The organism is uncultured Ruegeria sp. (assembly GCF_947489545.1).
In the GTDB taxonomy this organism is placed as follows: Bacteria; Pseudomonadota; Alphaproteobacteria; order Rhodobacterales; family Rhodobacteraceae; genus Ruegeria.
Genome location: NZ_CANLDZ010000016.1, coordinates 11,795 through 38,337 on the forward strand (window position 1 = coordinate 11,795; position 26,543 = coordinate 38,337).

The following is a 26,543-nucleotide window of genomic DNA, read 5'->3' on the forward strand; positions in this document are numbered from 1 at the left end:
TCGCACAGGTTAGAGCTGCATAGCTTCCAGGCGCGGAGAATTCATAGCCCAGGTCAGTTAAGTATACGGTGCCTCAACGAGATCAACCTCGTCGCCAAGCTGTTTCCGGAAGCGGAATAGTCCGAGACCAGTACCAGTTCCGACCACAGACTGCTGACGTTAACGCAACGGACCGATCCGGTTTAAAACTGACATCAAATCTTAATCACAGCCATCTTGTCCTGTGTCATGTCGTGCATTGTATATCCGATCCCACCGGTGTTGTATCCTGACTGTCGGCGGCCCGCGAAGGGCATCCAATCGACCCGAAAAGCAGTATGATCGTTGACCATGACCGCCGTAGCATCCAGACGCTGAATAGCTTGCATTGCGGTGTCCAGGTTTTTGGTAAAGACCGCTGCTTGAAAGGCAAATGGCAGATTGTTCGCAACCCGATAGGCATCGTCAAGTATGTCATAGCCATAGACACAGACAACCGGTCCAAACACTTCTGCCTTTGAGACGCGCGCATCTGCTGGCGGATTCAGCAGGACGGTCGGCGCATAAGTAGTTGGGCCAAGTCGCATTCCGCCTGTCAGCAGCTTCGCACCACCTTCAACGGCCTCATCTACCCATTGTTCGACGCGGTCAACCTCGGCCGGACGAATAAGCGGGCCACAATCGACATCGGGATCGGTGGCGTCTCCTACCGTCAACTCCGCCGCCGCATCCGCTAGTTTCCGAGCAATCCCTGCAGCTGATCCGGTCGGTGCAAAGACCCGCTGAACCGAAACACAGACTTGTCCTGAATGATAGAACCCCCCCTTGACCAAAGATGGGATCATCACGTCAATGTCGGCGGTCTCGTCCACGATCACTGGCGCGACCCCGCCGTGTTCCAGTGCACAACGCGTGCCGGGCGCAAGCTTGGAGCGTAACATCCACCCAACCTGCGCCGAGCCAATGAAGGAGAAAAAGCCGACACGAGGATCGGTGATCAGGTTCTCGGCCACATCGTTTTGGCAGGGCGCGAAGTAACACCAGTCAGCGGGCAAACCGGCCTGATGCAAGATATCCACAAAAGCCTTACAGGAGAGCGGGGTATCCAAAGCAGGTTTGACAATCACCGGGCAGCCGGTGGCCACTGCAGGGGCAACCTGATGCACAATCAAGTTGAGCGGGTGATTGAATGCGCTTGCCGCAACTACGACACCAATCGGTTCACGTCGCGTGAACGCGACGCGCCCTGCACCAGCCTCGGTGAGGTCCATCGGAATTTCGCGCCCCGCCATCTGGGCAATTTCGTGAACGCACAGTTCGACCCCGTCGACTGCACGTTTGACCTCGACATGTGCATCGACAAGTGGTTTGCCGCCTTCATTGGCTATCAAAAACGCCAGTTCCTCGGCTCGACCGGACATAAGCCGGGCAGTTTCTTTCAGAATTTCAACCCTTTTGAAGGCGGGCAACCAACCGTCGCGATCGCGGTGTAGATCCTGCGCAGCACTTAGCATGCGCTCGATCTCAACCCAGGAGCGGGTTTGCACGCTGCCAATCGACTGCAGGCTGTATGGGTTTAAGACATCTACGACACCGCTCATATCAAGCATGCCTTGGCGGCCAGTTCGTCGATAAGTACACGTTGGTTTTCGCTATAATCCACAGGCAGGTCGACCAGATGCACGCCACCGGTGGCAAACGCTTTTTCGTAAGTCGGCACCAAATCTTCGGTGCGTTCAATCCGGTGGCCGGTTGCGCCATAGCTGTTTGCGTATTGCACGAAATCGGGGTTGTTAAACTCCAACCCCCAATCATCAAAACCGGCATGTGACTGCTTCCACCGAATCATACCGTAGGAACTGTCATTCAGCACTGTGACCACAAGATTCAAACCCAGCCGGACTGCGGTTTCAATCTCTTGGCTGTTCATCATGAACCCGCCGTCGCCGCAAATCGCCATCACCCGACGTTCGGGGTAGAGTTTGGCCGCCATCATCGCCGAGGGCAGCCCTGCCCCCATAGTGGCCAACGCGTTGTCCAGCAACACTGTGTTTGGCTGATAAGCCTGATAATTACGCGCGTACCAGATCTTGTAGATACCATTGTCCAGCGCGATGATGTCGCTATCCCCCATGACCTTGCGCGTATCCGCCACGAAACGCTGCGGGATCACAGGGAACCGAGCGTCATCAGCCCCGCTCGAAGTGTGCAGATCAGTTTCCTGTTTGACGCGCCGGAAATAGGCGCGATCAAAGTCCAGCGGCCCACCCAGAATGTTGCCCAGCCGTGCAATGGATTCCGCCAGATCGCCAACCACTTCGACCTGTGGGAAATAGACAGGATCGACCTGCGCAGCCTTGTAATTTACATGAATCACCTTGGTGCCGCCTTCCTCCATGAAGAAGGGCGGTTTTTCGACCACATCATGGCCCACATTGATGATCAGGTCGGCCCGATCGATGGCACAGTGCAAGTAGTCTCCATCGGACAACGCTGCGGTGCCAAGGAAAAGATCAGATCGTTCGTCGACCACGCCCTTACCCATCTGCGTGTTGAAGAACGGGATTTGCGTTTCCTTCACAAACTGGCTGAGGGCACTGCGCGCGTGTTTGCGGTTGGCCCCTGCCCCCAGTAACAGCAATGGCATCTTTGCGGCACGGATCAGGTCCGCGGCTTCGTTCAGGACCGTGTCACCTGCCACGGCATAGTGGCGTGGATGCGGTGTCAGCACGGGTTCGTTGGTTTCCTCGGCCGCAATATCCTCGGGGAGTTCCAGCAAGACTGCACCGGGGCGTTCCTCTTGGGCGACGCGAAACGCCTCGCGGATCAATGACGGGATGGTGTTGCCGTGTACGATCTGCTTGGACATCTTGCAGATCGGTGCAAACAAACCCACCACATCAATGATCTGAAATTGACCCTGCTTGGATTTCTTAATCGGCTTTTGCCCGGTGATCATTACCAATGGCATTCCACCAAGATGCGCGTAGGCCGCTGGGGTGGCAAAGTTTGTAGCTCCTGGTCCAAGCGTTGCCATGCAAACCCCGGCCTTGCCTGTCAGGCGCCCATAAGTGGCCGCCATAAAGGCCGCACCCTGTTCGTGTCTGGTCAATACAAGCTCGATCTCCGAAGTTCTGAGTGATTCCAGAACGTCCAAGTTTTCTTCACCCGGGACAGCAAAGATGTATTCGACACCTTCAGCCTCAAGCGCCGCGACCAGCAGGTCCGAAGCTTTGGTAGGGATTGATGCGATGGGTGCTGAAGGTGACATGTGATCTCCTCAAATTTGCAGGATCAACCGCTGATGGCTGACCCGCAGGCAGCCGGGGCTACGGTGTCATTTACCTATACAGACAAGTTTATTCAGCGGCCTGTATTTGTTGCGGATCCGGATAAAGGTCATCCATGGATGCAGAGCGCCCGTTGTCCAAAACGATGCGCGCATGATATCGCTTCAGCAGGCGCGGTTCGGCCACACCACAACTGTGGGCGATAGTGCCAACCTCTTTTTTCATATTCTTGGCGTAGCTTGCGACACGTTCGGCCTTGCTGACTGGGTCAAGTCCGAATTGCAGTTTGGCATTATGGGTCGTGATGCCTGTGGGACATGTATTCTTGTTGCACTGCAAGGCCTGTATACAGCCGAGCGCGAACATGAATCCGCGCGCCGAGTTTACGAAATCGGCACCTGCGCAAAAAGCCCAGGCCACCTCGGACGGGTTGATCATCTTGCCGCTGGCGCAAACTTTCACCCGATCCTTCAATCCAAATTTCCTGAGTATGTCCACCGTGAGCGGCAGGCTTTCACGCAAGGGCATGCCCATGTTGTCAATCAGGCTCATCGGGGCGGCGCCAGTGCCCCCGTCGGAGCTGTCGATGGTGACGAAATCCGGGGCACTTTCGGGGCCACGTTTCAGAATTTCCGTACACAGACTTTCAAAGAACCCATAGGCCCCAATTACTGCCTTAAAGCCAACGGGTTTGCCAGTTACGTCTCGCACATAGTTGATCATGTCCAGCAGATCGCCCACGCTGTTGATTTCGGGGTGCCTGTTGGGGCTGATGGCATCCTGACCGACCCTCAGACCGCGAATGGCAGCAATGTCCTCGGTGACCTTGGCGCCGGGCAGAATGCCGCCCTTGCCGGGCTTGGCGCCCTGACTCAACTTGATCTCAAACATCTTTACGGCGTCATGGGCCGCAACTGCGCGCAGCTTGTCTTCGTCAAAACCGCCTTCCGGTTTACGCACCCCGAACTTGCCCGTCCCGATCTGAAAAACGACATCCGCGCCGCTTTCCAGGTGATAGGGCGACAGGCCACCCTCGCCAGTGTTGATCCAGATGCCCGCCGCGCTCGCTCCGGATGATAGCGCCCGAACGGCCGGAACCGAGATGGCGCCATAGCTCATGCCCGAAATGTTAAAGACTGAATCAGTGGTATATGGGTGTTGCGCAAATGGCCCAATGGTCACTGCTGACGGTTCCTGTGCGTCCTGTTCCAGCGTCGGAAACGGGCAGTTCACAAAATACACCGTCCCCGTCGGTCGCAGATCGCGGGTCGAGCCAAAGGCCACGGTTGAATCCACATTCTTGGCTGCGCGGTACACCCAGGACCGTTCCGCCCGGTTAAACGGCATCTCTTCTCGGTCCTGTGCAAAGAAGTACTGACGAAGGAACTCGCCCATGTGTTCAAAGAAATAACGAAACCGTGCGACCACCGGATAGTTGCGACGCAAGGTACTTTCGGTTTGAGTCTTGTCACGGAAATAAGTCACTACGACCCAAAGCACGACCAGACCGATGGTGAAGATGAAAGCATAAGATAGGACTTGCAGTAGCGTCAGGATCACATTCGTTAACTGTGACATCAATCATTGGCTCCGGATTTGGCTATTGGCTGCGGTCAAACCAACGAGCGCGTCATCCGGCCCGTTCATTGCGATTGAGTTCACATTGGGATCAAAGAGCATTAAGTCCATCCACGAATGATCAAGTTCTGGTGATCCATGCACTAGCGACGGGGTAAGACGCTGGCGCTCAGTTCCGCGCAGGACAGTCGGGAAGTTGATTGGCTGGTCATCTGCTGGGTTCTAACCATTACGTGCCCTCGCGAATACTGAGGGCTTTGTTGCAAAGTTTTGAGCTGACCGAATTGTATTGTCGATGGTTGTGTTACAAACTTTCGGCCATTGACGCTTTCGGAATTGGCGAGTGAATGACTGTCGGTCGTATCAAGCCGAAAGCCAGCTCATGACTTCCTTCGAAGGCGCACTGTATTAGAAAGATGTGATCCTATTCGCAGTGTTCCTCTATGTTCGATACGGCGTTTCCTACTGCGATCTGCAGGAGATCTCGGCAGAGCGAGGTTTTTCCGTCGATCACACCACGCTGAACCGCTGAGTGACGCGATACTTCTGCGCAATCGCTGACACAGCAGACCGCCGCAAAGGCCCATGCGAGCGCGCCCGATCGAGATGGTGAGGCGGAAATATCTAAATCAAATCGTGTAACAAGATCACAGGTTCATCAAAGGACGAAACCGCCCGATGCTTGGCTTCAAGTCCTTTAAATCTGCATCTGCAACTCTTTCAGGTATCGAAGTCACGCACATGATCCGCAAAGGTCAATTCACGCCCGGACTCTGTCCATTTCTAAAGTTCGCAGAACTGGACACCTAACCCATCGGCACAAAATTAGGATTCCGAACATCCGCTAACTTTGCAACGGAACCCTTGTACTCCTTTCGACTGGCGCACTAAATGTCGTCATCGGTTTCAATATTGAGGCAATCGCCTTTGGCAATTTTAGATTTTGACAAGGCTATGTGGGAAAACGCTCTCGGTAGTGCACTCGGTGGCGTTCCTCACGTGTTAGTGTTGGAGGGCACCTGGTGGCGCGCGCAGGCGTGTGAGAACCGGCTGGCACGGCTTAGTGACGTTCGGGAGTTGCCGTTTCCCGATATCTTTGCAGGCAGTTTTGGAAAGGCGCGCGTGGCTTATTGCTGCGCATATGGCGCGCCTCGGGCTGTTGAGCCAAGCCATATTTTTGCTCAGCTTGGTACATCCTTGATCATTCAGATCGGAACCTGCGGGGTGATGACACCCGGAATTCCGGCGGGTGCTGTGACTGTCCCGCGCAGCGCGGCCGCGCGCGATGGGGTTTCGCAGTATTACGGCGCCGGGGAGGAGGTCAATTTCGATGCGAATTGGTGCGCACGTGCTGATATGCTGTTGCGAGAGGCCAATTGCAATGTGCTGAGCACACGGCACGTCACTTGGCCCAGTCTATTCGCCCAAAGCAAAGAGATCTGTTCCGGTTGGGCACAAGAGGGGTTGCAAACGGTAGATATGGAAGCCAGCGCCGTAGCAGCCGTTGCCGCGCGGTACGGACGCGCCAGCCTCGCCCTTCTTTGCACATGGGACCTGCTTTCAGACGGGCGCACCTTTCTGGACCCACTGCCGGATCACAGTCAGGCGGAGCTCGCGCGGGCGAACACCGCTACCTTCGAGGCGGCGTTGCAGCTTGCCTTGGAGGTGGCGCGCGAAGGCCCCGAATAGGGGTATACCGCTGGCAGTCACGCCACCTTTGGACTAGCAATCGGACTTTAGCCGCGCTTCTTCAGCCTCACGCAAGGCACGGCGGCTGATCTTGCCAGAGGATGTCATCTTGAACTCGTTGACGAATTCGACCTCGCGGGGTGCTTTGTAGCTGGCAAGGCGGGTTCTCACGTGCTCTTTCAAGGCAACCCCCAGCGCGTCATCTGCCGTTACATTCGCACGGGGTTTTACCACCGCTTTGACAATCGCCCCCCGGTCTGGGTCAGGTTTGGCGATCACAGCGGCCTCGGCAACGCTGGGATGCGAAAGAAGGCATTCTTCGATTTCGGCGGGTCCGATCCGGAAGCCCGAAGATTTGATCAGGTCGTCGGATCGCCCTTTGTACCAGAAATAACCCTCTGCATCGCGCACAGCGAGGTCATGGGTACGCCAGAAAGACCCGAGTTTCATCTCGTGTGTCTTTTCTATGTTGTTGAAGTAGCCAATGAACTGTGTCGGCGAGCCAAGCGGGGTCACAACTTCACCTGGTTCACCATCGGCGACCTGCTGCCCTTCGCCATCGACAAGCAGGACCCGATGACCGGGATAGGCCAGGCCCATCGATCCCGGTTTGCGCGGGAAAAGCGCGGCGCAATTTCCGATCAGATGATTGACCTCTGTCATGCCGTAGAACTCGTTGCAGACCACACCCAGCTTGGTTTCCGCCCAAGTGAGTGTTTCAGCTGCCAATGCCTCGCCCCCGGTGCAGATCACGCGCAGGGCCAGATCATATTCGTCCCTTGGGGTCGGGTGCTGCGCCAACCGTTTGATCGCCGTAGGGGCCAGAAAGGTATGCGTGACCTTGTGGCGGGCCATGAAGTCATAGGCGTAATCGGCCGTAAACCGCTCCAACGACGTTGCAACGGGGCGCCCGGCCATCCAGGCGGGAAACAGCATATCCAGAAGCCCGCCAACCCAGGCCCAGTCGGAAGGCGACCAGAAAACGGCATCAGTGTCGTCCAGCGACAGATTGAAGAACAGGTTGATAGACGGGGTATAGGCGGCAAGAACCCGGTGCCCGTGCATGATCCCCTTGGGTTTGCCAGTCGAACCGGATGTGTACATCAGCAAAGCAGGATCACCCGCGCCACCAAAATCGGGCGTAAACTCATCCGGCACGTCGTGCATTGCTGCGTCCAGGTCGATGTCGCTCGAACCGGGATCGCGCATGAACACATGTATCAGATGCGGGAAGGATTCACTGCGCAAGGGCTCCCACGCGGACCGGCTGGTCAGAATCACACGGGCTTGGCAGTCGTTCAGGGCATGGGCCAACGTGTCAGGCCCATAGAGCTGAGACAGCGTGACCGCAATTGCGCCGATTTTCGCAATCGCCATGTGACCAATCGCCGTGTCGGGATGTTGACCGGTGTGCAACGCCACAGGGTCGCCCTTGCCATAGCCAAGCGCGCGCAGGGCAGCGGCAAGCCCGGTGGCAGCCGCATCGACTTCGGCAAAGCTCATCCTTGAGACGGTGCCGTCGGACGCTTCGTAGATGATCGCGGCCCGGTCCCGGTCTTCGGGTCCCAGAAACCGGCCAACCGTCGCGCTATAGATGTTGTAATCCGCCGGCCAGGTAATCTTGTGTCCGCCATCCTTGGTTGGTGCCAGATGAAGGGCCGCCAACTGGCCCGGGTCCAAGGAATCCAGATACTCGCTCATATGCCCGGCTCCGCTTCAAGCTGCAGGATGGGCGGGCCTTCGGGGCACGCGCGCAGACGTCCATGTGTCGCATCGAGCGGCAGGTGCGTACTGCGCAGCACTGTTGCACGTTGTGCACCTTCAAAATTGGCCATCGCAAAATCGCCATCAGCGCCCGACGTCCGCCATTGGATCGCGGCCCGCCCCGGCAGTATGACCCAACCGTCAGAGGGGCTTTTGCAATCGGGACAAACGCGAAGTGGCGGGAATTGCGCGGCACCGCAAGTGGTGCAGTGCGAGGCAACAACTTTGCCCCGCCGCAGCCCCTCGATCCAAGGGGCTAGCCAACCTTCGGCCAACGAATATTCAAGCGAGACCTGATGTTTCATGTGCGATCCCCTGCCTGCAGCACGGTCACGGCGCAGCTTGTGCCGACGCCGCCATGCGTATCGGCCAAGGCATGACCCAGCGGACGCTCGGGCTGCAGGCTCTTATGGTATCGGCCTTCCAGCAGCAGCGCACAGGTGGCGGCTTGTCCGACCCCAGTTGCCCCGACAGGCGCACCTTGTCCAATCAACCCGCCAGAGAGGTTAACTGGGCAAGCGCCGTCGGCATCAAAGCGGCCATCCCGCAAATCGGTGATCGGATCACCGGACAGGCCAAGCGCTGCAATCGCTTGTAACTCTGCGCCGGCATAGGCGTCGTAAACCTCTGCCAGGTCGATATCCGAGGTGCCGATACCCGCCATTTGAAACGCGCGGTCCGAGGCAAGCGATTTGGCCACAAACTGACCCGGTGACTTGCGATGGCCGAGACCGGGCAGATCGGATGCAGCCCCGATCCCGGTGATCTTTGGCGCGCTGGGTTGCCGCGCGACAGGTGCCGCCTCGGGCGCGGACAGGATCAAAGCAGCCGCTCCGTCGCTCAGCGGCGAGCAATGCAGGCGTTTGTAAGGGGAAGCAATCTCTGCAGATCCTTCAAACTCTGCAGCCGTATGCTTGCGGGGAAGATGTGCACCGGGATTTTCGCAGGCGTTCAGGCGGTTTTTGGTTGCGATCCGGTCCAGGTCGGCCGCTGTGCCGCGATGTTCAGCCGCAAAAGCCTGCCATGACAGTGCATAAAGGCCAGTGGCGGTGACGCCAGAAAGGCCATCGGTCCAGAAATCGAACGAATATCCGTAAAGTTCCCGAATGCTGTCGCCGTCCAGTGCGCTGGCTGACGGGTCCACGCCCAATACGGCAACCCTTTGCGCCCGTCTGGACAAGATGCGTTCAACACCCGCGTGGACCGCATATTGGCCAGAACCGCCACCGCCCTCAACCCGCAGCGTCGCAGCGCCGCAAAGACCAATATCCTGAGCAAAAACTGATGCCGGGTTGAGCTGGAGTGTGAAAAAATCGCTCTCAGATGAAACGATCAACGCGTCAATATCGCCGGGCTCCAATCCAGCCATCTGTAGTGCATCGCCGAAAGCTTGCGAGGCCCAATCGCGAAAGCCAGAGCCGTCGCGCCGCCGGTTGAATGGCGTCAATGCTGCTCCGATAACCAGAACCAATAGGCGATCCTCCCTGACGGAAGATTGACTCAGTAAATTTGTTCATACAAGTCTGTAATAGCAAATTATTGAAAGGGCCGAGCATTGAAGACTCGGAATGCCCATTGGCTTAGCCAGGCCCTGCCGGTTTTGGGATGTTTTGGCGGGGGCAGCCTTTATGGCTGGTCCGGTCTGATGCCCGCAGTTCAAAGCAGGTTTGATATCGGCAGCGCATCGGCATCCATGGTGTTTTCCTTTGCGCTTGTCAGCTTCACATTTGGCGTCCTGATCGGCCCCGCACTTTTTTCCAAGTTTCCAGCGCACGCCCAACTGCCTATTATTTCAGGCATTGCGGCCGCCAGCCTGATCCTGTCGGCGCAGGCACAGCAATTCGAATTTTTCGTGCTCACCTATAGCGTTGGCTTTGGATTTTCCGCGGGTGCTCTCTACAATCACGCGCTTGCCACTGCAGCAGCTTCGCGCCGGCCAAAACTCCTTGTTCCGACCAGCGTCGCATCGTTCGGATTAGGTGGAGTTGTATTTGGTCCTATGAGTATCTGGCTGACCGGGCTCGGATGGTCGCTCAGTGCATTAATGCCCGTACTCGGCTGTATGGTTTTTATCGTGGCTGTTTCTTCAGTCACTGAAACTGCCAATGGCACCCAGACGACCAACCCCAAAACGCAGACAGGATTTGTCAAACCAGACCGCATGATCTTTGTTCTTTGGGCTATCTTTGCCACCGGTTCCTGTGCGGGTCTGATTGTTCTGGGTCTTGCACCGAAACTCCTTCCCTCCAACGCACCCGGTGCGGGCATGGCAGGTCTCGCAGTTTTTGGAGTTGCCGCGGGCAACACATTGGGACGTCTGTCAGCGGCCGGGATTGCGGCACGCTTTGGCCCGATGCACGGCTTTGTCGGTGCGGTCTTACTATCAATGGCGGCATTGTGTGCTTTACTTATGCCAATTTCCTCAGAGTTGTTTGTGAACCTTTTGATCTTTCTTGTGGCACTATCCTACGGACAGATCGCTGCACAGACACCTTTGTTGGTGTCCGCACGCGTAGCAACTTCGGCTTTTTCGGGGGCATTTGGCTGGGTTTTTACCGGATGGGGCGTCGCCGGATTGCTGGGGCCATGGGGCGCGGGATGGTTGCTCGACAGAACGGGCGATATGCGTCTGGCCCTTCTGGTTTGCATCGGTTTTTTGTTTCTGAGCCTTTTATTGACCATGCAGCTACCCCCGACAAGAGCCGCGGCGGGCCCCGACTAGTGATTTGTTGACATAATCAATTTGTTACTACTAATATGGTTGCGACTGCGGGGAGGACTTGGCGTGAAGTTCGGTATCCATTCTGGACTGTGGATGAAAGCTTGGACCGACGATCCGGATCCGATCTTCGAATCTGCTGCACAAATCGGCTATGATGTTGTCGAGCTGTCGCTGCTTGGCGTTGGGCTTGATCGTGCCGACAAGATCCGGGCAAAGGCCAATGAATGCGGGTTGACCATGACTTGTTCAACTGGCCTCGGCCCCGAGGCGGACCCGACCTCAGAAGACCCGGCCATCCGTGACAGCGCCGTCGCCGCACTTAGCGATGCAATCCGGATAACGGCGCGATTGGGGTCCAAAAGCCTCGCCGGTGTGGTGGCCGCACCTTGGGGTGTTTTCGACCCCGCCCACAAAACCGCCCGTGCGACCCGATCAGCGGAAACCTTGGCCCGCGTCGCCCCAGTTCTGGAAGCCGAAGGCGTTTTCCTAGGGATCGAAGCGCTTAACCGGTTCGAAACCGATCTGACCTCGACCGCGGCAGAGACCTGCGCCATTGCGCGTGCGACAGGATCGGATCACATCGGCGTGCTGCTCGACAGTTTCCACATGAATATCGAGGAAAAAGACCCACCCGCCGCCATCCGCGCCGCGGGTGATACGCTGGTGCACTACCATGTGTCTGACAATGACCGGGGCCAGCCCGGTTCTGGTCACTATGATTTTGCCGCTGATGCCAAAGCTTTGAAAAATATCGGATATAAAGGTTGTATCGTTGCCGAGATGTTCGTGATGGCCGGACATGCCTCCAGCCGGGATCTCAATATCTGGCGCGATATCGAGCCCGACCCGAACCGGGCCGCAGTAGAAACGCTGGCCTATCTGAAAGAGGTTTTCGGCGATGTCGGCTGACCGTTTCTTTGAGTCGCTTCTGGCGCGCTATGCCGTTGAAGCAGACCATCTCAACGCGCTTGATGCCGCCATCGGGGATGGTGATCACGGCACGACCATGCTGCGCGGCCTGACAAAGGCAGCGGCGGCAAAGGATGGCAAACGCGCCAAGGCGTTCATGCGAGCGTCGGGCGGCGCATCCGGCACCTTGTTTGGTCTGATCCTGCTTGAGATTGAGGCACATCTGGGCGCGGGCGCGCCACTGAACCTGACTCGCGCGTGCGACAGGATTTGCGATCTGGGGGACGTTGCGCCAGGCGACAAAAGCATGGTGGACGCCCTATCCCCGGCGCTTGCCGCGCAGGACAACGGATTGGCGGCGATGATCACCGCCGCGACGACGGGGTGCGATGCCACCGTGGGCATGACTGCCCGCAGGGGTCGAGCACAATACGTCGAAAACGCAGGGCGCGGACATATGGATCCGGGTGCCGCTTCGGTTGTGATTTTTCTGGAGACCCTTGCAAAGGTATCGGAATGAAAAAACTGTTCAACAGCGCCGAAACGATGGTCGACGATATGTTGGACGGCTTTGTGAGCGCCTTTCCCCAAGTGCAACGTGGCCAGAGTGATCCGCGCGTGATCATTCGCGGTTCAGCGGATCGGAAAAACGTCGATGAAAAAGTCACGTTATTGATCGGCAATGGCTCAGGTCATGAACCGATTGCTATGGGCTTTGTCGGGGCCGGATTGCTGGATGCCAATGTCGTGGGGGATGTTTTTGCCGCGCCTTCGGCGGATCTGATACTGGACGGGATTTCCGAGGTGACTGGCGACGCGGGTTCAATCCTGCTGATATCGCAACATTCCGGCGACATGATCAACGGGCGCGCAGCCACCATGATGGCCGAGGATTTGGGCATCCGCACCGTTCCCATGCCGATGTATGATGACATCTCCGCCGCGCCGCCAGATCGCAAACAGGACCGGCGCGGAGCTCCGGGTACGATGTTCATATACAAAATCCTTGGCGCGGCGGCCGAGGAAGGCCAACCGCTTGATGCGCTGATCGCCCTTGGCGAAGCTGTGCGTGACCGGCTTGTGACGCTCGCGGCGGCGATTACTCCGCCCGTGTCGCCCCTGACAGGTAAACCCATGTTTGAATTGCCGGAGGACGAGATTTTCCTTGGCATGGGCGTTCATGGCGAACCCGGTGTCGGGCGCGTCAAAACCGGCCCCCTACGCGATCTTGTTCGGCAGATGATTGACGCACTTCTGGCCGACCGGCCCATGCAAAAAGGCGCACAGGTCTGCGTGATCATCAACGGGATGGGCGGAACCACGTTGATGGAACAGTTGACCGCTTGGGAAGAAACACGCACCACGCTGGCCGAACAGGGCATTCGCGCAATTGCGCCGATGATCGGCAGTTATGTAACAACGCAGGAAATGGGTGGATTCTCGATTTCCTTCCTGGAACCCACAGACGAGATGTTGCGGTACTGGCTGGCGCCATCCGACACGCCATTCTTTCCGCAGATCAGGATGGAGGCCACATGAGTATCTTCTTTGGTCCTGTTCATGGTGTCGCTGTCGATCAGGGCAGCGGTCTCGAGGCCGCCCTGCGCGAGGCGCGCGGTGTACATGCAAGTGCCGATGATTTGTTGGAATTCAAACGTATCACGGTTGAAACGCTTAGCCCGTTTGCCACCACAATGCTGGTCGATGCCTCGCTTGGCCGCGAGCTGTTGCCCGCATTTGACAAGGCCTGCGTCAGGATGCTGGCATATGAAGCGGACGTGTATCACATCTCGGACGACGACCGGATGACAAAGCTGCCGGACAACCTGAGCATTGCAGACTATCCAGGTCTGGGTGCGGAGGTTTTGAAGTTTTTTCTCTATTACGGGCCGAACGATCCTACAGCGCTGAACCAGCGTAAAAAGGACCTTGTGGCCCAGATCGGGGCCGAGTGTCGCGCGCAAGGGGTGACATTTCTGTTCGAGCCCCTCGTGTATGAACGCGACATACAAGATAGCGGCTCTGCCGAATTTGCGATGGCCAAACCGGGGCTTGTCGGATCTGCCACCCGCACATTTGCCGCGCCAGAGTTCAATATTGATATTCTAAAGGTCGAAATTCCCGTCAATATCGCGCAAATCGGCTCCGCCATGACCGAGTCCGAGGCCATGACGGCCTTCCGCGATGCCGCCGAAGCGGCGGGTGATATCCCGATCCTGTATCTCAGCGCCGGGGTCACGTTTGAACAATTCCGTGATGCGTTGGCCCTGTCGCGCAAGGCAGGCGTGAACGCCAAGGGCTTTATGTGCGGGCGCGCGATCTGGAGCGATGCAATCGCCATTTTTGGTGCTGAAGGTTCCGTCGCAATGGCCCGGTGGATGCAGTCGATCGGCCGCGAGCGGCTGGATGCATTGAAGGATGCGCTGGCATGATGTACGTTGCGAAATACAAACAGGTCCACGATGAGATCCTGAACCGGCTTCAGACCGGGCAATATGCCATTGGTATGCGCTTGCCCACCGAAAGCGAGCTGTCAAACGCCTTTGGCGTCAGCCGTGTCACCATCCGCAAGGCGTTGGAAATTCTGGTGCGCGACGGTTATCTGACCTCGCGCCAGGGCAGCGGATATAACGTTGCGACATTGTCACCGCCGACCTCAACTTGCCTTGTGTCTTTCACCGACAAAGTTCTGCGCGAAGGGCGTGTGCCTGGCGCGCGGTTGCTGCGACTTGAGGTCGAAGCAGACACTGTGCCACCTGCCGTCAAAGAGTACTTTAAAGAACCGCTGGCACTGGTTGAACGGCTGCGCACGATCGATGACGTGCCGGGCATGCTGACCCAAACATGGATACCCAGCCGGCTGGTGCCACATATCTCGGCCGATCACTTCCCGGAAACCGGGCAGAGCCAATCCATCCTCAGAATTTTGCAGCAGGTGTTCGATCTGGCTTGGACCAGCGCGTGCGAGACGTTGGACAGCCTTCTTGCCGAACCGGCAATCGCCGAACTGCTGAATATACCGGCTGGCACTCCGATACTGTCGCAGGCCTGCACCGCCTTTGACGCGGACGGGGCGCCGGTTTTCTTTGATCAGGTGTTCCGTCAGGGACCCATCAGTTTTGATCTGGCCGGGGCCGCCCCGCGCCAAACTGCGTAACGGAAGGGCGATGCTCATGTCGCTGACAATTGGATTAATCAACGCCTCTCTGCCAAGCTACTTCCCCGGCAAGCATGGCGTTTTCGAGGCTTGCTCGGATTGGGTGCGCGAGTTTTCCGCCTCATACGGCGCCTCGGTCGTCCTGGCCGAAACCGTCCCTATGAACGCGGTCGAAGCCCGCGAGGCGGTGGATGAGTTGCGCGCGAAAGGCGTGGATTTTCTGCTGCTTCTGCACGGTGGCTTCACCATGGGCGACGTGGTGCGGGAAGTGGCGCTGGAAAATCTGCCCATGGGTGTTTGGGTCACGCCCGAGCCGACGCTGACCGAGGACATACAGCTTAACAATTTTGTATCGCTTAACATGTCGATGTCGATCATGCGCGGTGTGCGGGATACACGCAAATTCCCTGTGCAATGGTATCTTGGTGCCCCAAACGAAGATCACCTGAAACGGCGGATGGGGCAAACCATCCGCGCACTGAGTGCGCGCAAGGCTTTGGACGGTGTGCGGATCGGCGTTGTCGGCGGACTGGCCATGACCTTTTACAATATGGAAGTCTCATCCGACACATTGCTTCGGCAGCTTGGCGTCTGGACCGAGCATGTTGATATCCACCACATGACCGATCTGATGGCTGCACAATCCGACGAGGATGTCGCCTCTGAGCTGTCAGCCATGACAAAGGCCGCTGAGGTGCGTGGTGTTTCGGATGATCAGATGGCACTGACCGCCTGTGCGGCATTGGCCTTGCGTCAGATCGCAACGGAAGGCGGCTATGGTGCACTGACGGTGTCCGACTGGCCCGCCTTACAAGATCATCCCGGGATGCATCCCGGTGCTGCATTCAGCTGGCTTGAGGAAAACGACGCACTGCCAATCGCATCGGAAGGCGATGTTCTGGGGGCTGTCACTCAGCTTGTGGCAAAATCTCTGACTGGTCGTGTGGGCTGCTTGTTGGATATGACGTCACCAGATTTCGACCGTGATCAGATCCTGATGTGGCATGGCGGAGGTGGCCCGCTTTACCTGGCGGACAAAGGGGTTGCGTTGATCAATCACCCGATGATCGGGCGCGGTACCGAGGCCGGACCAATTCACGGTGCCATCGCCGACTACGAATTTGCGCATGGAGACTGCACGATCCTGCGTGTCTCGCGCCACGGTACAGCGCGTTTCGCGCTTGAGGGCACAATTGCCGAAGGGCCCGCACCGGGCTTTACCGGCTGCCGCGGTTGGATCGGAGGTTTTTCTGACGCAAAGGGGGCTTGGTCAGCCCGCGACGTGGTGACAACCGTTTTGGAACACGGGCTGGAACATCACTTCATTCTTGTCCCCGGGCTGCATCGCGCCGTATTCGAGGAGTTTGCCCAATGGTGCGGCATGTCCGCGTTGCCGATAATTCCGGCCCATAACGGTCTGCCGCAAGGAGCTGACGTGTGACGACCGTTCTCCTCAAAGGTGTCCGCAAGGACTATGGCAGTTTCACAGCCATATCCCATATCGATCTCGATATCGCATCGGGAGAGTTGGTGGCCCTGCTGGGCCCGTCAGGCTGCGGCAAGACCACAACGCTGCGGATGATTGCCGGGCTGGAAATCCCGACCAGTGGGCAGATTTGCTTTGATGGCAAGGATGTCTCCGAAGTGCCGGTGCAAAACCGCAATGTCGGCATGGTGTTCCAGCGCTATGCGCTGTTTCCGCATATGTCCGTGGAAAAGAACATTCTGTTCGGGCTCAAAGTGCGCGGAACCGACAGGGCCGAGGCCGAAGATCGGCTGGAGCAAATTCTGGACGTTGTGCAACTTCAAGATTTTCGCCACCGCTTTCCGGCGCAGCTGTCGGGCGGGCAGATGCAGCGCGTGGCCATCGCACGCACGTTGATTACCAACCCGTCGGTCCTGATGATGGACGAACCGCTGGCAAATCTCGACACCAAGCTGCGCGGCGAAATGCGACGCTTTATTCGAAACCTGCAACAGCGGCTGGGGATCACCACGATTTTTGTGACCCACGATCAGATCGAAGCCATGGAACTTGCCGACCGGGTGGCGGTGATCTTCAATGGCAATCTGGCGCAGTTTGACGAGCCGGACGCCTTGTACAAACACCCCAAAAGCGTTGAGGTGGCCGATTTCATGGGCGCCACAAACGTCTTTGCCGCGCAGATCAAGGACAAGACCGCAACACTGGACTTTGGCGTGCTGACTTTTGACGCCCCGTCGCAGAACGGCACCCGCTCGGTGATGTTACGCAGCGAGGCGATCGATCTGCATCTGGATGAACCATCGGACGCGCAAAACGTCTTTCGTGGCACGATTGCGACCCGGGATTTCTTTGGCGCGAACATCACTTACGGGGTCAGTTGCGGCCGTGAGACGGTGCAGGTCACGGAACAATCCCGCCGCGTTATCGATGTCGGGCAAGACGTCTGGCTGACCATCGCGCCCGAGCGGATCTGGGTCATTCAGGAAACCGACTAGTGGAAAGAATTCAGAGGAGGAGACCATGAAGAAAACACTTCTTACGTTATCCCTGCTTGGAGGGTTGGTGACGAGTGCGTCTTATGCGCAAGATGTCGAGGCCTTCCGCGACGCTGTTACATCCGGCTCGGCGACTTGGGAGGATATTCAGGCACGCGCCAAGGAAGAGGGTGAAATCAACCTCTACTACTGGGGCGGCAGCGATCAGATCAACATCTGGATGGATCGTTTTGCTGCGCCGGGGCTTGAGGCCGAAGGCGTAAAGCTCAACCCTGTTCGCATAACCGGCACCAAGGACGCGGTTGACTTGGTTCTGGCCGAGCTTGGCTCGGGCAAGGGTCTGGGCGAAGGCAGCGTTGATGCGATCTGGGTGAACGGTGAAAACTTTGCGACGCTTAAACGCCAGAGTGCCCTGTTCGGTGCCTTTGCGGACAAACTTCCTAACAGCGCCAATATCGAGTGGAATGCCGATGATCCGCGCGCATTGCTGAACCTGCGCGACTTTGGCGTTGAAACCAACGCGTCGGAAATGCCATGGTCAGGTCAGCAATATGTGTGCTCGGTCAATACCGGTCGGGTCGCGAAGGAAGATATTCCGGGCACGTTTGCGGAACTCAAAAGTTATCTTGAGGCCAATCCCGGAAAGTTCGCCTATGTCAAGCCGCCCCATTTCATCGGCAACACTTTCGTTCAGGCGGCGATCTACGCGCATAATCCGGACGGCAACGGAGCAGTTCCGTTCCAGAACTCGGTTGAGGATTTGGGGGCCGCAGAATTGGCGCGACTGATCACGCCGGGCATGGAATACCTCAAAGAGCTGGACGGGATGTTGCTGGGGGCGTCAGGAAGCAGCGCAAGATATCCCGAAGACCCGTCAGCCCTGAATGGCTTGTTCCTGAACGGCGAAATCGATTTTTCCTGTCAGTTCGGTCTTTATGGTGTCGCAATCGGGTTGCGGGATGGCACCTATCCTGAGGGGGCGGAACAGTTCATCTTCCCAGAAGGCAACATGATCAAGAACAAGAACTATCTTGTCATCCCCGCGAACGCGCCTAACCCGGCCGCCGCGCTGGTTATGGCCAACTACATGGCCTCGGTCGAAGCGCAAGCGTCCAAGCTCGAGGTTGCTGGTATGCCACCGGGTATTGACCCATGGCGTTTGTCCGAAGACGACGTTGCAAAGCTGACCGCAGCCTCACCCGGTTTTGTCGGCATTACGCAGCAAGAGTTGGACGCAAACACCGCGCCCGACACCAATGCGACGCTGGTTGATGTCATCGAGGCCGCATGGCTGGAATACATCGAGCGCAAAAGCACGGACTCGATCGATGTGATCGTGGAACGCGCCGTTGCCAACCTGAACCAGTGATACTTACCCAGAGCCTCCGCGCTGTGCGGGGGCTCGAACAAGGATTTCAGAATGGGTGGTTCTGCGCCAAACGAACTGGGACGGTTGCGTCGGGAACGACGGCTGATGCTATTGCAATTGCTGCCGGTTGTGCTTGTCTTGACGGTGCTTTTTGGCGGCGCCCTTGTGCTGGGCGTCATGCAATCGCTGGGCTTTGCGCCCTGGTTTGGTGTGAACACCTTTCCCGATTTTTCTTATTTCCGCGCGCTCTGGGGTGAAGCCTCATTTTGGCAATCACTCTGGCTGACGCTGTACTACGCTGTTGCAGCGACTATACTTTCATTGGTCCTAGGTATTCTTCTTGCACTTGCGCTGGTGCGCAGCTTTCCGTCCAAAACGCTATATAAATACCTCTACAAACTGCCTTTGATGATCCCGTACACCGTTGGCATTGCGCTGGCCGTGATCATGTTGGGCAATGGGGGAATGCTGTCGCGGCTGATGGCCTTTGCGGGCTTGATCGACGACCCCGCGCAGTTCCCGCAGATCCTCAAGACGCATATGGGCTGGGGCATTATCGCCGTATATGTCTGGAAACAGACCCCATTTGTCGCCCTGACCATCTACGCCGTTCTGCTGGGCGTCGGGCGAGAGACAGAAGAGGCCGCAGCAATACTGGGTGCCAACAAGCGGCAGGTTTTCTTTTTGGTGACACTGCCGCAGATCTTGCCGGGAATCATTTCATCGACACTCATTATCTTTGCTTTCAACATAGGGGCCTTTGAAGCACCGTTCATCCTCGGTGGTGGATTCCCCGACACCCTACCAGTGGTCGCCTGGCGATACTTCAACGATGCGGATTACACTCTGCAGCTTCAGGGGATGGCAACGGTTGTGTCCATCGCGCTTATCGCAGGCGGTATCCTTTATAGCTACCTCGCGATTTACCGGCGGTATGAACGCCGCATCGGGAGGCAATAACAATGGCACGTTGGAATGCCAATGCCACGGCCCTGAGCGAACGGCTTTCGCCTTTTCAGAAAGTCTATTTGTGGCTGATCGCAGGGTTCATCCTGGGCCCCTTCGTCCCGCTGATCATCCAGAGCTTTGCGTTCCGCTGGGCCTGGCCTGATCTGCTACCAAGCACATGGTGGCTGGAGCAACGTGAGAAATCAGTTTTGCCCCTGGCCTGGGACTACGTGATCTCACCCTATAGTCAGGTCTGGGAGGCCACGCTGAACACGGTCTTTATCGGTAGCGCGGTCACGGTGATCTGCCTGATTATCTGCCTGCCCGCGGCCCGAGTACTTGCCCGCGAAAGCTTCCGCGGCAAGTCGGCCTTTGAGTTCTTTCTCTCCATGCCCCTCATCGTGCCCGAGGCAGCCATCGGTATCGCACTTCTGATGATCTTTATCCAGATCGGGCTGGCCGGGACATATACAGGGATCATCATTGTCCACCTTATTCCCACGATTCCTTACATGATACGCATGCTCACCGCTGTTTATCAGGGACTGGGTCGTGATTTCGAAGAACAGGCGATGATCCTTGGCGCATCACGCTGGCAGATTCTGCGCATGGTGACCCTGCCCATGCTGTTGCCGGGCGTGGTTGCAGGGGCGCTGTTTACGTTTCTGGTGTCTACAAATATCTTCCTTCTGACCTTTTTTATGGGTCAGGGCAAAATCATCACATTGCCAACACTGCTTTTCTCGAAAATCGCGGGTGGTACGTTGGACGCGTCAGCGGCAGGCATAACACTGGTTGTGACGGTGCCCGGTATCATCCTTTTGGTCATTACCGAGCGGTTCATCAAAGAAGAGGCATTTGGCAAAGGCTTCGGCAACTAGAAAGGCAAAGACATGACGACTTTGAAAGAGGCCGTGGAACGGTTCATCCCCCTTGATCATAAGCTGATAAAAACACGACTGGGCCGACCCGGCACGATGCCCCGCGTTATCATCGACACCGACACCGCCAACGAGATCGATGACCAATATGCCGTGGCCTGGGCGTTGTTGTCGCAAGACCGCCTTAACCTCGAAGGCGTTACCGCCGCCCCCTATTCGTTCCTACATCACCGAGACGGCCTTTATGATGCGGTGGCCGCCCTGCAAAAAGGCGGCGGAACAGATCACGACAGTAAATTTGTGGGCCCCTTCGCGGGATGGGCGCAACGATTGCTAGCCGATGGCCGTACGGCGGATGACATTGAGTTTGTTACGCCGGATGTCGGTGAAGCGCGCTCTTACGATGAAATCCTTCGCGTATTTGACGCCTGCGGTGTCGGCTCCGAAGGCAAAGTGTACCATGGCTCGACACAGCATTTGCCGTCATATGACGCGCCGGTTGATTCCGATGCGGCCCAGTTCATCATCAAACAGGCGCGCAATCGCGAAGATGGTCCTGTTTACATTCTCGCCATGGGGGCATTGCCAAACATCGGTTCCGCCCTGCTGATGGCGCCGGACATCATTGACAATATCGTTGTGGTCTGGACTTCAGGCTTTCCCAGCTATGCCCCGTTTTGCAACGAACCTTCACTGAACCTCGTCCAAGACCAGTTGTCGTCGCGTCTGCTGTTCGAATGCGGTGTGCCGCATGTGTATCTGCCAGGCTACCATGTCGGCGCGCAGCTGACGATTTCCAAGCCCGAAATGGCAGCTTTTGTTAAGGGCCGCGGAGCGATTGGTGACTATCTTTGGCATCTCTACACAAACAACCCGTTGCACGTGAAATACGCGATATCAGAACCGGATACTAAAACGTGGGTGATCTGGGACATTATCAACGTTGCTTGGATGCTTGATGCCGCCTACGTGCCGACCCATCTGACAACCTCACCGCATCTAAGCGCCGATCTATACTGGCAGAATGACCCATCGCGCCACCTCATGCGCGAAGCCTATGATGTCGCACGGGATGTTGTTTTTGAGGATTTTTATCGCGCTATTGAGAGAGGATAATCCAATCAGTTGTTTTTGGTATGATCTGTTACTCGAGGTCGACCATGGCTTAGAATCAAGGCCGATAACCAATACATGCCGGTTGCAGAGAGAAAGACTTTTGGACATCTATCGTAGCGTGTCGCGACACGCCACCAGTCCTTGAGCCTGCCGAACATGAACTCAATTCGCTTGCGCCGTCTGTATCGGCGCTTGTCGTACTTGACGGTGGTCTTGCGTTGCTTTCGACCCGGGCTGCAGGCGCGTATCCCTTTGTCTTTTGACGCATCTCGGAACCAGTCGGCGTCATAGACGCGATTCCCGAGCAGCCAGTCGACGTTTGGGAAGCTGCTGGGCAGCGCCTGCGCGCTGATTTAGTCGCTGACCTGACCCCGGCGGTGACGAACAGGTCGAGCGGTCGCATGGGCCTCTGCGGCGATGTGCTGTGTCAGCGATTGCGCAGAAGTATCGCGTCACTCAGCGGTTCATCGTGGTGTGATCGACGGATAAACCTCGCTCTGCCGAGATCTCCTGCAGATCGCGGTAGGAAACGCCGTAGCGAACATAAAGGAGCGCAGCGAATAGGGTCACATCTTTCTGATACTGTGCACCTTTGAAGGAAACCATGAGCAGGCTTTCGGCTGGATACGACCGACAGTCATTCACTCGCCAAATCCGAAAGCATCAACGGTCGAAAGTTTGCAACACAACCGTTTTACACTAACCATCGCTTTAGACGCGCTTCATAGCGATACGCGGCCTCGCCTTCTTTGTGCCACACAAGCACCTCTTCAAAGAAAGAACGGAGTTCTGGGTCTTCGAGGGCCGCCCGGGTCAGGGCGCGAGCTTGTCCATCGCTCACCAAGAGTACTTCGTCGGAGTCCCAAAGCTGTGGTGCACTCTGGAAGATGTCAGCCCAAAGGGCAATATCAAACCCGCCGGGATCGCGCTGGAAAAGCGCTTCGGTCGAGCTTTCCACGGGGTGAGAGGAAGCCAGGCAAAGGCAGGTCAACCAGCCGTCCTTCGCCACGTATCCAGGTGTGCTTACCAGCGCTACTTTGCGACCTTTCAATTCGTCTGGAAGAGGCTTTATCCACCGGTGCCGGTACCAGTCTCGAGGAGCTTCAAAGAGCGCCCTAGGGGCTAGAATTTGCCCGCCCTTGGAGCGAATAGGGAAAACGGGGTCGACCAGAACTAAGGGTTCAATATCGGCTAGTTGGAAGCCTTTCGCGCGGGTACAGTCTGCAAAGAACCGTTCAAATCCGTGTTCAAACTGGTCACCGATTTGGGTGCTTTCGTCAGTGAACATCTCAGCGCCAAGGCGGAGAGTTTTCAAGGGTGACAGCGCCTCTGTTCGCGCCCAAAACATGGTCCCTGCGAAGAAATCGTCCTTGATCTGCGCAGGAACAAGTCCGGCACGCACGCATAAGTCGCCGCGAATGGGCAGGCTGGCTTCATGGCCGGGATCAATGCCGCTCCCGTTTTTTAGACGCAATGTGGCGGGGCCCATCATGCCGAGATTTGGTCGCATCGCAAAGTGGTTGAGGATGTTTTGCACTTGGACGGGCGAACCCAACAGATCCAAGAGGACCCTGCGGCGCCACAGATGCCCAAACCGCGCGCCGGTGACACCACTTAGAACCGAGCGTTTCCCGTGAATTTTGCAGATGAGACTGATACCGTCCAAAAGCCCGGACTGGAAAACGGTAACAAAGGGACGAATGTCGCGACCCAAGTTCTCGACGCTGAGGATTTTTGCCCCGGGGAATTGGAAGTTGATCTGCTCCTCAAGTGCGGGGTTGGGTGCAGTAAGGGTGACGATCAGGCGGAAGGTCAGTTTGGAGTGCGTCAGAAAGGTGCTGACCTCGTCCCAAAGCTCTGGGTAGTGGAGATGCAAAACGACCGCGATCGCGCCGTCGAAATTCGGTGCAGGGGCATCTTTGTGCGGTAGATCTGGGATTGCATCAAGAATCATCGGAGAGGACAGAAGCGTAGCCAAGCTCTCGCTGCCCAAATCCATTCCCCGATTGTCCGCAAGACTGGCGCGGGGTGCGCCTTTGGCGGGGCGCTCAAAACTGTAGATGCAGCCTCCATGGCGCAATGGGGCGGCGAAGCGGGATTTTCTAAGGATGCGGGAAGCGGTGTGGTGGCTCCATAAATCCGGGCGGGATTTGCGGATTTCTAGATGCTGTGCGTGAATCGTCACGTCATGTTCCATGGGCGTGACATGGAAACTTTGGAAGGCGTCGGAGGGCAAAAGGATGTGATCAATGGCCCCTGTTGCGTGATGAATCTCGATTATCTGGGGTTGGTCTGTCCGGCATTGGAGCTGATACCGGATGCCTGCCGTTAGACTATGGGGTCGCATCTGGTTCATTGTGAGCACTGCGCTTTGATTTCCGTGTTAATTGCCTTTTTCGATGCGCTAATCCGACAGCGCAGGGCCTTTTGAAGCGGCATGCGACGGTCGGAAAGGCAGTTTCGGCGAATAGCTTTTTGGGTGCAATAGGTATAATAATCATGGCCCATCGGGAATAGGTCTTTGAGCATTCACTGCTTCCAGTGGTCGGAGAAATCGAGGATGCCCGGCACGTTTGCGACCTTTTGGGGCGTGTAGGCAGCCTCAACCTTTGAGGCTATGGGAGCGCATCCGAATCATATTGCGCACGCGCAACGATATCGGCGTCTATGGCTTTTTGCGATGAGCTAAGCCGATGACGCAGGGCTTTTTTTAGACGACGGATGGCGGTTTGAAGGGCTGTTTCGGCCCATGGGGTTTGGTTACGATAGGTCCAGTAAAGATGGCCCAACGGATTCAAGTCTTTGAGCATCCACGGCTTCCGGCGGTCGGTAAAATGAAGGATGCCGGGCGCGTTTGCAGCCTCCAGCGCTTCTTCGGGCGTATAGGCGGCCTCAACCTCGGATGGCAGGTAGAGCCGGGTTCCTGCATTCCAGCGCAATGGCAAGGACTGGGTTTGACCACAAAAAACCAGATTGAGCAGATCCTGATCTTGCAGGGTGATCCTCTCTTTATGGGTCTCGTAGGCGGTTGCCAATGCGGTATCAAAATCCATGGCTCTTATCGCGTCCAGGTCGAAGATCGCGACCCCTGCGTTGAAATAGAGATGCTCAGATGGCAGGCCAAGGCGCGCTGATTGAGTGAGGCCTCCCTCATCCGGGCAGGCGCCTATGGGGTAACCGTTTAAAGGTGTGGACCAGAGGTGCTCCAGCGCGTCGGTGACCACGGTGTCGGAATCAATATAGATAATTTTTTGGATGGCTTTTGGCAGAGCCTTGTGCATGGCCAACCGATAGTATGTGGCTCTCGAAATATATGCACGATTGAGGGGAAGTTCGGTAAGCGACTCGGTATTGACAGGCAAGAAGATGAGTTGATTACGAGCGGTCGTGGAGAGATTCTTGCGGGTTGTGTCGCTCAGGGACCCGTCCTCGAGTATATGGAAATTTAGGCGCTCCGGGTGGCCCGCGTGATCGAGGGCTGAGGCGATAGTGACTGCGGCGTGGGGGGCATAGGTTTCGTCAATGGCCAGCACCACATGGATGGTCTGGGGGACGGTGTCCTGCGCACGTGCCTTTTGTGCGGCTATATTGGCCAATACTTCTTCCGGTAAAGTTGGAATGCGCGGGTGGATCATTGGGTGCCTATCGGGGTGTATTTCGGTCGACACTATGTCACCGATATTTGCATTGTCAAAGAAGCTCCGCCTGGGTTTCATGTGGGCCCTTGGTTGTCTTTCTCATCGTCCGATTGTGCCGCAAATTCTTGGGAAAGTTAGGCAGAGCGTTCGTTTGGATGCACCTATCCTGCGATTTCGGCAAACTCTCGCAATCCGCACATCGCTGCGCTGGGGATTGCCTCTTTCGGATCATGTTGGCTACCTCGATGCCATCCAGTGTCGCGGACGCGGATGACAATGGCTTGAACCCTCACATGTGCCGCACCCGTCGTTTGATAGACCTGTGATCCTGCTCGATCATGTTGTTCAAAAATCTGGACCAGATTGTCTGCACTTTGGCTGGGCGGCCAAACCACATGGGTATCCTGTTCTCTTCTCGATTACCGGCTGCATGGGGGCCGCTCTTGTCGATTGCGATCTTTCCTAGGACACCGTTTGATGACAGTGCTTCGGCAAAGAACTTGGTCGCCGCAGGGCCATTTCTTCGCTCTGAGAGCATGAAATCAAGAGTATTTCCTAACTTGTCGGCAGCGCGATAGAGATACATCCACCTCCCACGCTCACGGACATATGTTCCTCCATGCGCCGGGAATCCGGTGTGGGACGCTTCATCGATTGGGCGCGCGCTGCGATCATCGGCGAATACTTCGCGACCCATCTGTTCAATGTAGCATGATGCGCGCGCAGGCCCCGTTCAGCCATAATTCCCTCAAGGTGCGATAGGAAACAGTGTACCTCAGATAGAAATACACTGCGTACAGAACCGCATCCTTGGGGAAGTGGCAGCTGTTCAAAGACATCATACAGAAGCCCGCTCGTGGTCGTATTGAAGGCAAAGAGCACCTGAATCCGCGTTTTCGCCAACCTCGGTCAAGATTTTGCGACACAACCCTTGAGTTCTCTTATTAGCTAAAGCACCGCGCTCATAATGCGCATAAATATTATAAAATGCGCACAACTCTAAAGGTGACAAATCCATTCCA

The 26,543-nt window shown here is 56.7% G+C and carries 22 protein-coding genes and 5 pseudogenes; 15 read left to right on the plus strand and 12 right to left on the minus strand.

What is annotated here, in order from left to right; translation table 11 throughout:
- Positions 1-194 precede the first annotated feature (194 nt).
- The 4 genes and pseudogenes from Q1B13_RS18935 to Q1B13_RS18950 form a co-directional block, all read right to left on the minus strand.
- Entirely contained in the window at positions 195-1,580 is a 1,386-nt protein-coding gene (locus Q1B13_RS18935; RefSeq protein WP_299083016.1) for an aldehyde dehydrogenase family protein, read from the minus strand.
- Positions 1,577-3,250 carry an acetolactate synthase large subunit gene (locus Q1B13_RS18940; RefSeq protein WP_298934682.1) on the minus strand — a complete coding sequence of 558 codons (1,674 nt, stop codon included), beginning with the start codon at positions 3,248-3,250 and terminating at the stop codon, positions 1,577-1,579. The genes Q1B13_RS18935 and Q1B13_RS18940 overlap by 4 nt, the downstream gene beginning before the upstream one ends.
- Positions 3,251-3,338: 88 nt before the next feature.
- Positions 3,339-4,847 (minus strand): FMN-binding glutamate synthase family protein, encoded by a 1,509-nt coding sequence (locus Q1B13_RS18945; protein WP_299083018.1) that lies wholly within the window; start codon positions 4,845-4,847, stop codon positions 3,339-3,341.
- Between the two features lie 91 nt (positions 4,848-4,938).
- Positions 4,939-5,054: pseudogene (locus tag Q1B13_RS18950) on the minus strand (5-aminolevulinate synthase); the annotation flags it as partial.
- 211 nt (positions 5,055-5,265) lie between these two features.
- Here Q1B13_RS18950 and Q1B13_RS18955 point away from each other — a divergent pair.
- Positions 5,266-5,657: pseudogene (locus Q1B13_RS18955) on the plus strand (DDE-type integrase/transposase/recombinase).
- A gap of 144 nt (positions 5,658-5,801) precedes the next feature.
- Complete coding sequence (locus tag Q1B13_RS18960) at positions 5,802-6,536, plus strand: hypothetical protein (protein WP_299800232.1); 735 nt, start codon at positions 5,802-5,804, stop codon at positions 6,534-6,536.
- Positions 6,537-6,569: 33 nt separating this feature from the next.
- Here Q1B13_RS18960 and Q1B13_RS18965 read toward each other — a convergent pair whose 3' ends face one another.
- The 3 genes from Q1B13_RS18965 to Q1B13_RS18975 are packed head-to-tail and all read right to left on the minus strand — an operon-like array spanning position 6,570 to position 9,771.
- Positions 6,570-8,237, minus strand: a complete 1,668-nt coding sequence (locus tag Q1B13_RS18965) for an AMP-binding protein (protein WP_299083021.1) — start codon at positions 8,235-8,237, stop codon at positions 6,570-6,572.
- Positions 8,234-8,605 (minus strand): zinc ribbon domain-containing protein, encoded by a 372-nt coding sequence (locus Q1B13_RS18970; RefSeq protein ID WP_299083022.1) that lies wholly within the window; start codon positions 8,603-8,605, stop codon positions 8,234-8,236. The genes Q1B13_RS18965 and Q1B13_RS18970 overlap by 4 nt, the downstream gene beginning before the upstream one ends.
- Complete coding sequence (locus tag Q1B13_RS18975) at positions 8,602-9,771, minus strand: thiolase family protein (RefSeq protein ID WP_299083023.1); 1,170 nt, start codon at positions 9,769-9,771, stop codon at positions 8,602-8,604. Before Q1B13_RS18975 ends, Q1B13_RS18970 begins: the two co-directional genes overlap by 4 nt.
- Positions 9,772-9,855: 84 nt before the next feature.
- Here Q1B13_RS18975 and Q1B13_RS18980 point away from each other — a divergent pair, with 84 nt between their 5' ends.
- The 12 genes from Q1B13_RS18980 to Q1B13_RS19035 all read left to right on the plus strand — a co-directional run bounded on the left by Q1B13_RS18980 (position 9,856) and on the right by Q1B13_RS19035 (position 21,883).
- Positions 9,856-11,022 (plus strand): hypothetical protein, encoded by a 1,167-nt coding sequence (locus Q1B13_RS18980; RefSeq protein ID WP_299083024.1) that lies wholly within the window; start codon positions 9,856-9,858, stop codon positions 11,020-11,022.
- A gap of 93 nt (positions 11,023-11,115) precedes the next feature.
- Entirely contained in the window at positions 11,116-11,931 is an 816-nt protein-coding gene (locus Q1B13_RS18985; protein WP_299800235.1) for a sugar phosphate isomerase/epimerase, read from the plus strand.
- The gene (locus tag Q1B13_RS18990) at positions 11,921-12,451 is read left to right on the plus strand and encodes a DAK2 domain-containing protein (RefSeq protein WP_299083025.1); all 531 of its coding nucleotides are present in this window, start codon (positions 11,921-11,923) and stop codon (positions 12,449-12,451) included. Before Q1B13_RS18985 ends, Q1B13_RS18990 begins: the two co-directional genes overlap by 11 nt.
- Positions 12,448-13,470 (plus strand): dihydroxyacetone kinase subunit DhaK, encoded by a 1,023-nt coding sequence (locus Q1B13_RS18995; RefSeq protein WP_299083026.1) that lies wholly within the window; start codon positions 12,448-12,450, stop codon positions 13,468-13,470. The genes Q1B13_RS18990 and Q1B13_RS18995 overlap by 4 nt, the downstream gene beginning before the upstream one ends.
- Positions 13,467-14,363, plus strand: coding sequence for a tagatose 1,6-diphosphate aldolase (locus Q1B13_RS19000; protein WP_298934670.1), 897 nt, complete (start codon positions 13,467-13,469; stop codon positions 14,361-14,363). The genes Q1B13_RS18995 and Q1B13_RS19000 overlap by 4 nt, the downstream gene beginning before the upstream one ends.
- Positions 14,360-15,088 carry a GntR family transcriptional regulator gene (locus Q1B13_RS19005; RefSeq protein WP_299083028.1) on the plus strand — a complete coding sequence of 243 codons (729 nt, stop codon included), beginning with the start codon at positions 14,360-14,362 and terminating at the stop codon, positions 15,086-15,088. Before Q1B13_RS19000 ends, Q1B13_RS19005 begins: the two co-directional genes overlap by 4 nt.
- 16 nt (positions 15,089-15,104) lie before the next feature.
- Positions 15,105-16,529, plus strand: a complete 1,425-nt coding sequence (locus Q1B13_RS19010) for a hypothetical protein (RefSeq protein WP_299083029.1) — start codon at positions 15,105-15,107, stop codon at positions 16,527-16,529.
- Positions 16,526-17,569: an ABC transporter ATP-binding protein gene (locus Q1B13_RS19015; protein ID WP_299083030.1), complete on the plus strand. Its 1,044-nt coding sequence runs from the start codon at positions 16,526-16,528 to the stop codon at positions 17,567-17,569. The genes Q1B13_RS19010 and Q1B13_RS19015 overlap by 4 nt, the downstream gene beginning before the upstream one ends.
- Before the next feature lie 25 nt (positions 17,570-17,594).
- Positions 17,595-18,938, plus strand: coding sequence for an ABC transporter substrate-binding protein (locus Q1B13_RS19020; protein ID WP_298934666.1), 1,344 nt, complete (start codon positions 17,595-17,597; stop codon positions 18,936-18,938).
- 51 nt (positions 18,939-18,989) lie between these two features.
- Entirely contained in the window at positions 18,990-19,898 is a 909-nt protein-coding gene (locus Q1B13_RS19025; RefSeq protein ID WP_298934665.1) for an ABC transporter permease, read from the plus strand.
- Positions 19,899-19,900: 2 nt separating this feature from the next.
- Positions 19,901-20,767, plus strand: a complete 867-nt coding sequence (locus tag Q1B13_RS19030; protein WP_299083031.1) for an ABC transporter permease — start codon at positions 19,901-19,903, stop codon at positions 20,765-20,767.
- A 12-nt stretch (positions 20,768-20,779) separates the two neighbouring features.
- Positions 20,780-21,883 carry a nucleoside hydrolase gene (locus Q1B13_RS19035; RefSeq protein WP_299083032.1) on the plus strand — a complete coding sequence of 368 codons (1,104 nt, stop codon included), beginning with the start codon at positions 20,780-20,782 and terminating at the stop codon, positions 21,881-21,883.
- A 5-nt stretch (positions 21,884-21,888) separates the two neighbouring features.
- Here the strand turns inward: Q1B13_RS19035 and Q1B13_RS19040 are convergent.
- From Q1B13_RS19040 to Q1B13_RS19050, 3 genes and pseudogenes are all read right to left on the minus strand, one after another.
- Positions 21,889-22,283 (minus strand): annotated as a pseudogene (locus tag Q1B13_RS19040) (transposase); the annotation flags it as partial.
- Positions 22,274-22,489, minus strand: a pseudogene (locus tag Q1B13_RS19045) (IS6 family transposase); the annotation flags it as partial. The pseudogenes Q1B13_RS19040 and Q1B13_RS19045, both read right to left, overlap by 10 nt.
- An 88-nt stretch (positions 22,490-22,577) precedes the next feature.
- Positions 22,578-24,080 (minus strand): rhamnan synthesis F family protein, encoded by a 1,503-nt coding sequence (locus Q1B13_RS19050; RefSeq protein ID WP_299800241.1) that lies wholly within the window; start codon positions 24,078-24,080, stop codon positions 22,578-22,580.
- On the opposite strand from Q1B13_RS19050, the gene Q1B13_RS19055 reads away from it, so the two are divergent.
- Entirely contained in the window at positions 24,072-24,215 is a 144-nt protein-coding gene (locus Q1B13_RS19055) for a hypothetical protein (RefSeq protein WP_299800243.1), read from the plus strand. The genes Q1B13_RS19050 and Q1B13_RS19055 overlap by 9 nt on opposite strands.
- A 283-nt stretch (positions 24,216-24,498) precedes the next feature.
- Here Q1B13_RS19055 and Q1B13_RS19060 read toward each other — a convergent pair whose 3' ends face one another.
- Positions 24,499-25,518 (minus strand): glycosyltransferase family 8 protein, encoded by a 1,020-nt coding sequence (locus Q1B13_RS19060; protein WP_299083036.1) that lies wholly within the window; start codon positions 25,516-25,518, stop codon positions 24,499-24,501.
- Positions 25,519-25,735: 217 nt separating this feature from the next.
- Positions 25,736-26,363, minus strand: a pseudogene (locus Q1B13_RS19065) (IS6 family transposase); the annotation flags it as partial.
- Positions 26,364-26,543: the final 180 nt, after the last annotated feature.

Excerpts from the sequence above, each read along its gene's own strand:
- Q1B13_RS18935 (WP_299083016.1), bottom strand. The coding sequence starts at position 1,580 with ATGAGCGGTGTCGTAGATGTCTTAAACCCATACAGCCTGCAGTCGATT.
- Q1B13_RS18940 (WP_298934682.1), bottom strand. The coding sequence starts at position 3,250 with ATGTCACCTTCAGCACCCATCGCATCAATCCCTACCAAAGCTTCGGAC.
- Q1B13_RS18945 (WP_299083018.1), bottom strand. The coding sequence starts at position 4,847 with ATGTCACAGTTAACGAATGTGATCCTGACGCTACTGCAAGTCCTATCT.
- Q1B13_RS18960 (WP_299800232.1), top strand. The coding sequence starts at position 5,802 with ATGTGGGAAAACGCTCTCGGTAGTGCACTCGGTGGCGTTCCTCACGTG.
- Q1B13_RS18965 (WP_299083021.1), bottom strand. The coding sequence starts at position 8,237 with ATGAGCGAGTATCTGGATTCCTTGGACCCGGGCCAGTTGGCGGCCCTT.
- Q1B13_RS18970 (WP_299083022.1), bottom strand. The coding sequence starts at position 8,605 with ATGAAACATCAGGTCTCGCTTGAATATTCGTTGGCCGAAGGTTGGCTA.
- Q1B13_RS18985 (WP_299800235.1), top strand. The coding sequence starts at position 11,116 with ATGAAAGCTTGGACCGACGATCCGGATCCGATCTTCGAATCTGCTGCA.
- Q1B13_RS18990 (WP_299083025.1), top strand. The coding sequence starts at position 11,921 with ATGTCGGCTGACCGTTTCTTTGAGTCGCTTCTGGCGCGCTATGCCGTT.
- Q1B13_RS18995 (WP_299083026.1), top strand. The coding sequence starts at position 12,448 with ATGAAAAAACTGTTCAACAGCGCCGAAACGATGGTCGACGATATGTTG.
- Q1B13_RS19000 (WP_298934670.1), top strand. The coding sequence starts at position 13,467 with ATGAGTATCTTCTTTGGTCCTGTTCATGGTGTCGCTGTCGATCAGGGC.
- Q1B13_RS19005 (WP_299083028.1), top strand. The coding sequence starts at position 14,360 with ATGATGTACGTTGCGAAATACAAACAGGTCCACGATGAGATCCTGAAC.
- Q1B13_RS19010 (WP_299083029.1), top strand. The coding sequence starts at position 15,105 with ATGTCGCTGACAATTGGATTAATCAACGCCTCTCTGCCAAGCTACTTC.
- Q1B13_RS19020 (WP_298934666.1), top strand. The coding sequence starts at position 17,595 with ATGAAGAAAACACTTCTTACGTTATCCCTGCTTGGAGGGTTGGTGACG.
- Q1B13_RS19025 (WP_298934665.1), top strand. The coding sequence starts at position 18,990 with ATGGGTGGTTCTGCGCCAAACGAACTGGGACGGTTGCGTCGGGAACGA.
- Q1B13_RS19030 (WP_299083031.1), top strand. The coding sequence starts at position 19,901 with ATGGCACGTTGGAATGCCAATGCCACGGCCCTGAGCGAACGGCTTTCG.
- Q1B13_RS19035 (WP_299083032.1), top strand. The coding sequence starts at position 20,780 with ATGACGACTTTGAAAGAGGCCGTGGAACGGTTCATCCCCCTTGATCAT.
- Q1B13_RS19055 (WP_299800243.1), top strand. The coding sequence starts at position 24,072 with ATGTTCCATGGGCGTGACATGGAAACTTTGGAAGGCGTCGGAGGGCAA.
- Q1B13_RS19050 (WP_299800241.1), bottom strand. The coding sequence starts at position 24,080 with ATGGAACATGACGTGACGATTCACGCACAGCATCTAGAAATCCGCAAA.
- Q1B13_RS19060 (WP_299083036.1), bottom strand. The coding sequence starts at position 25,518 with ATGATCCACCCGCGCATTCCAACTTTACCGGAAGAAGTATTGGCCAAT.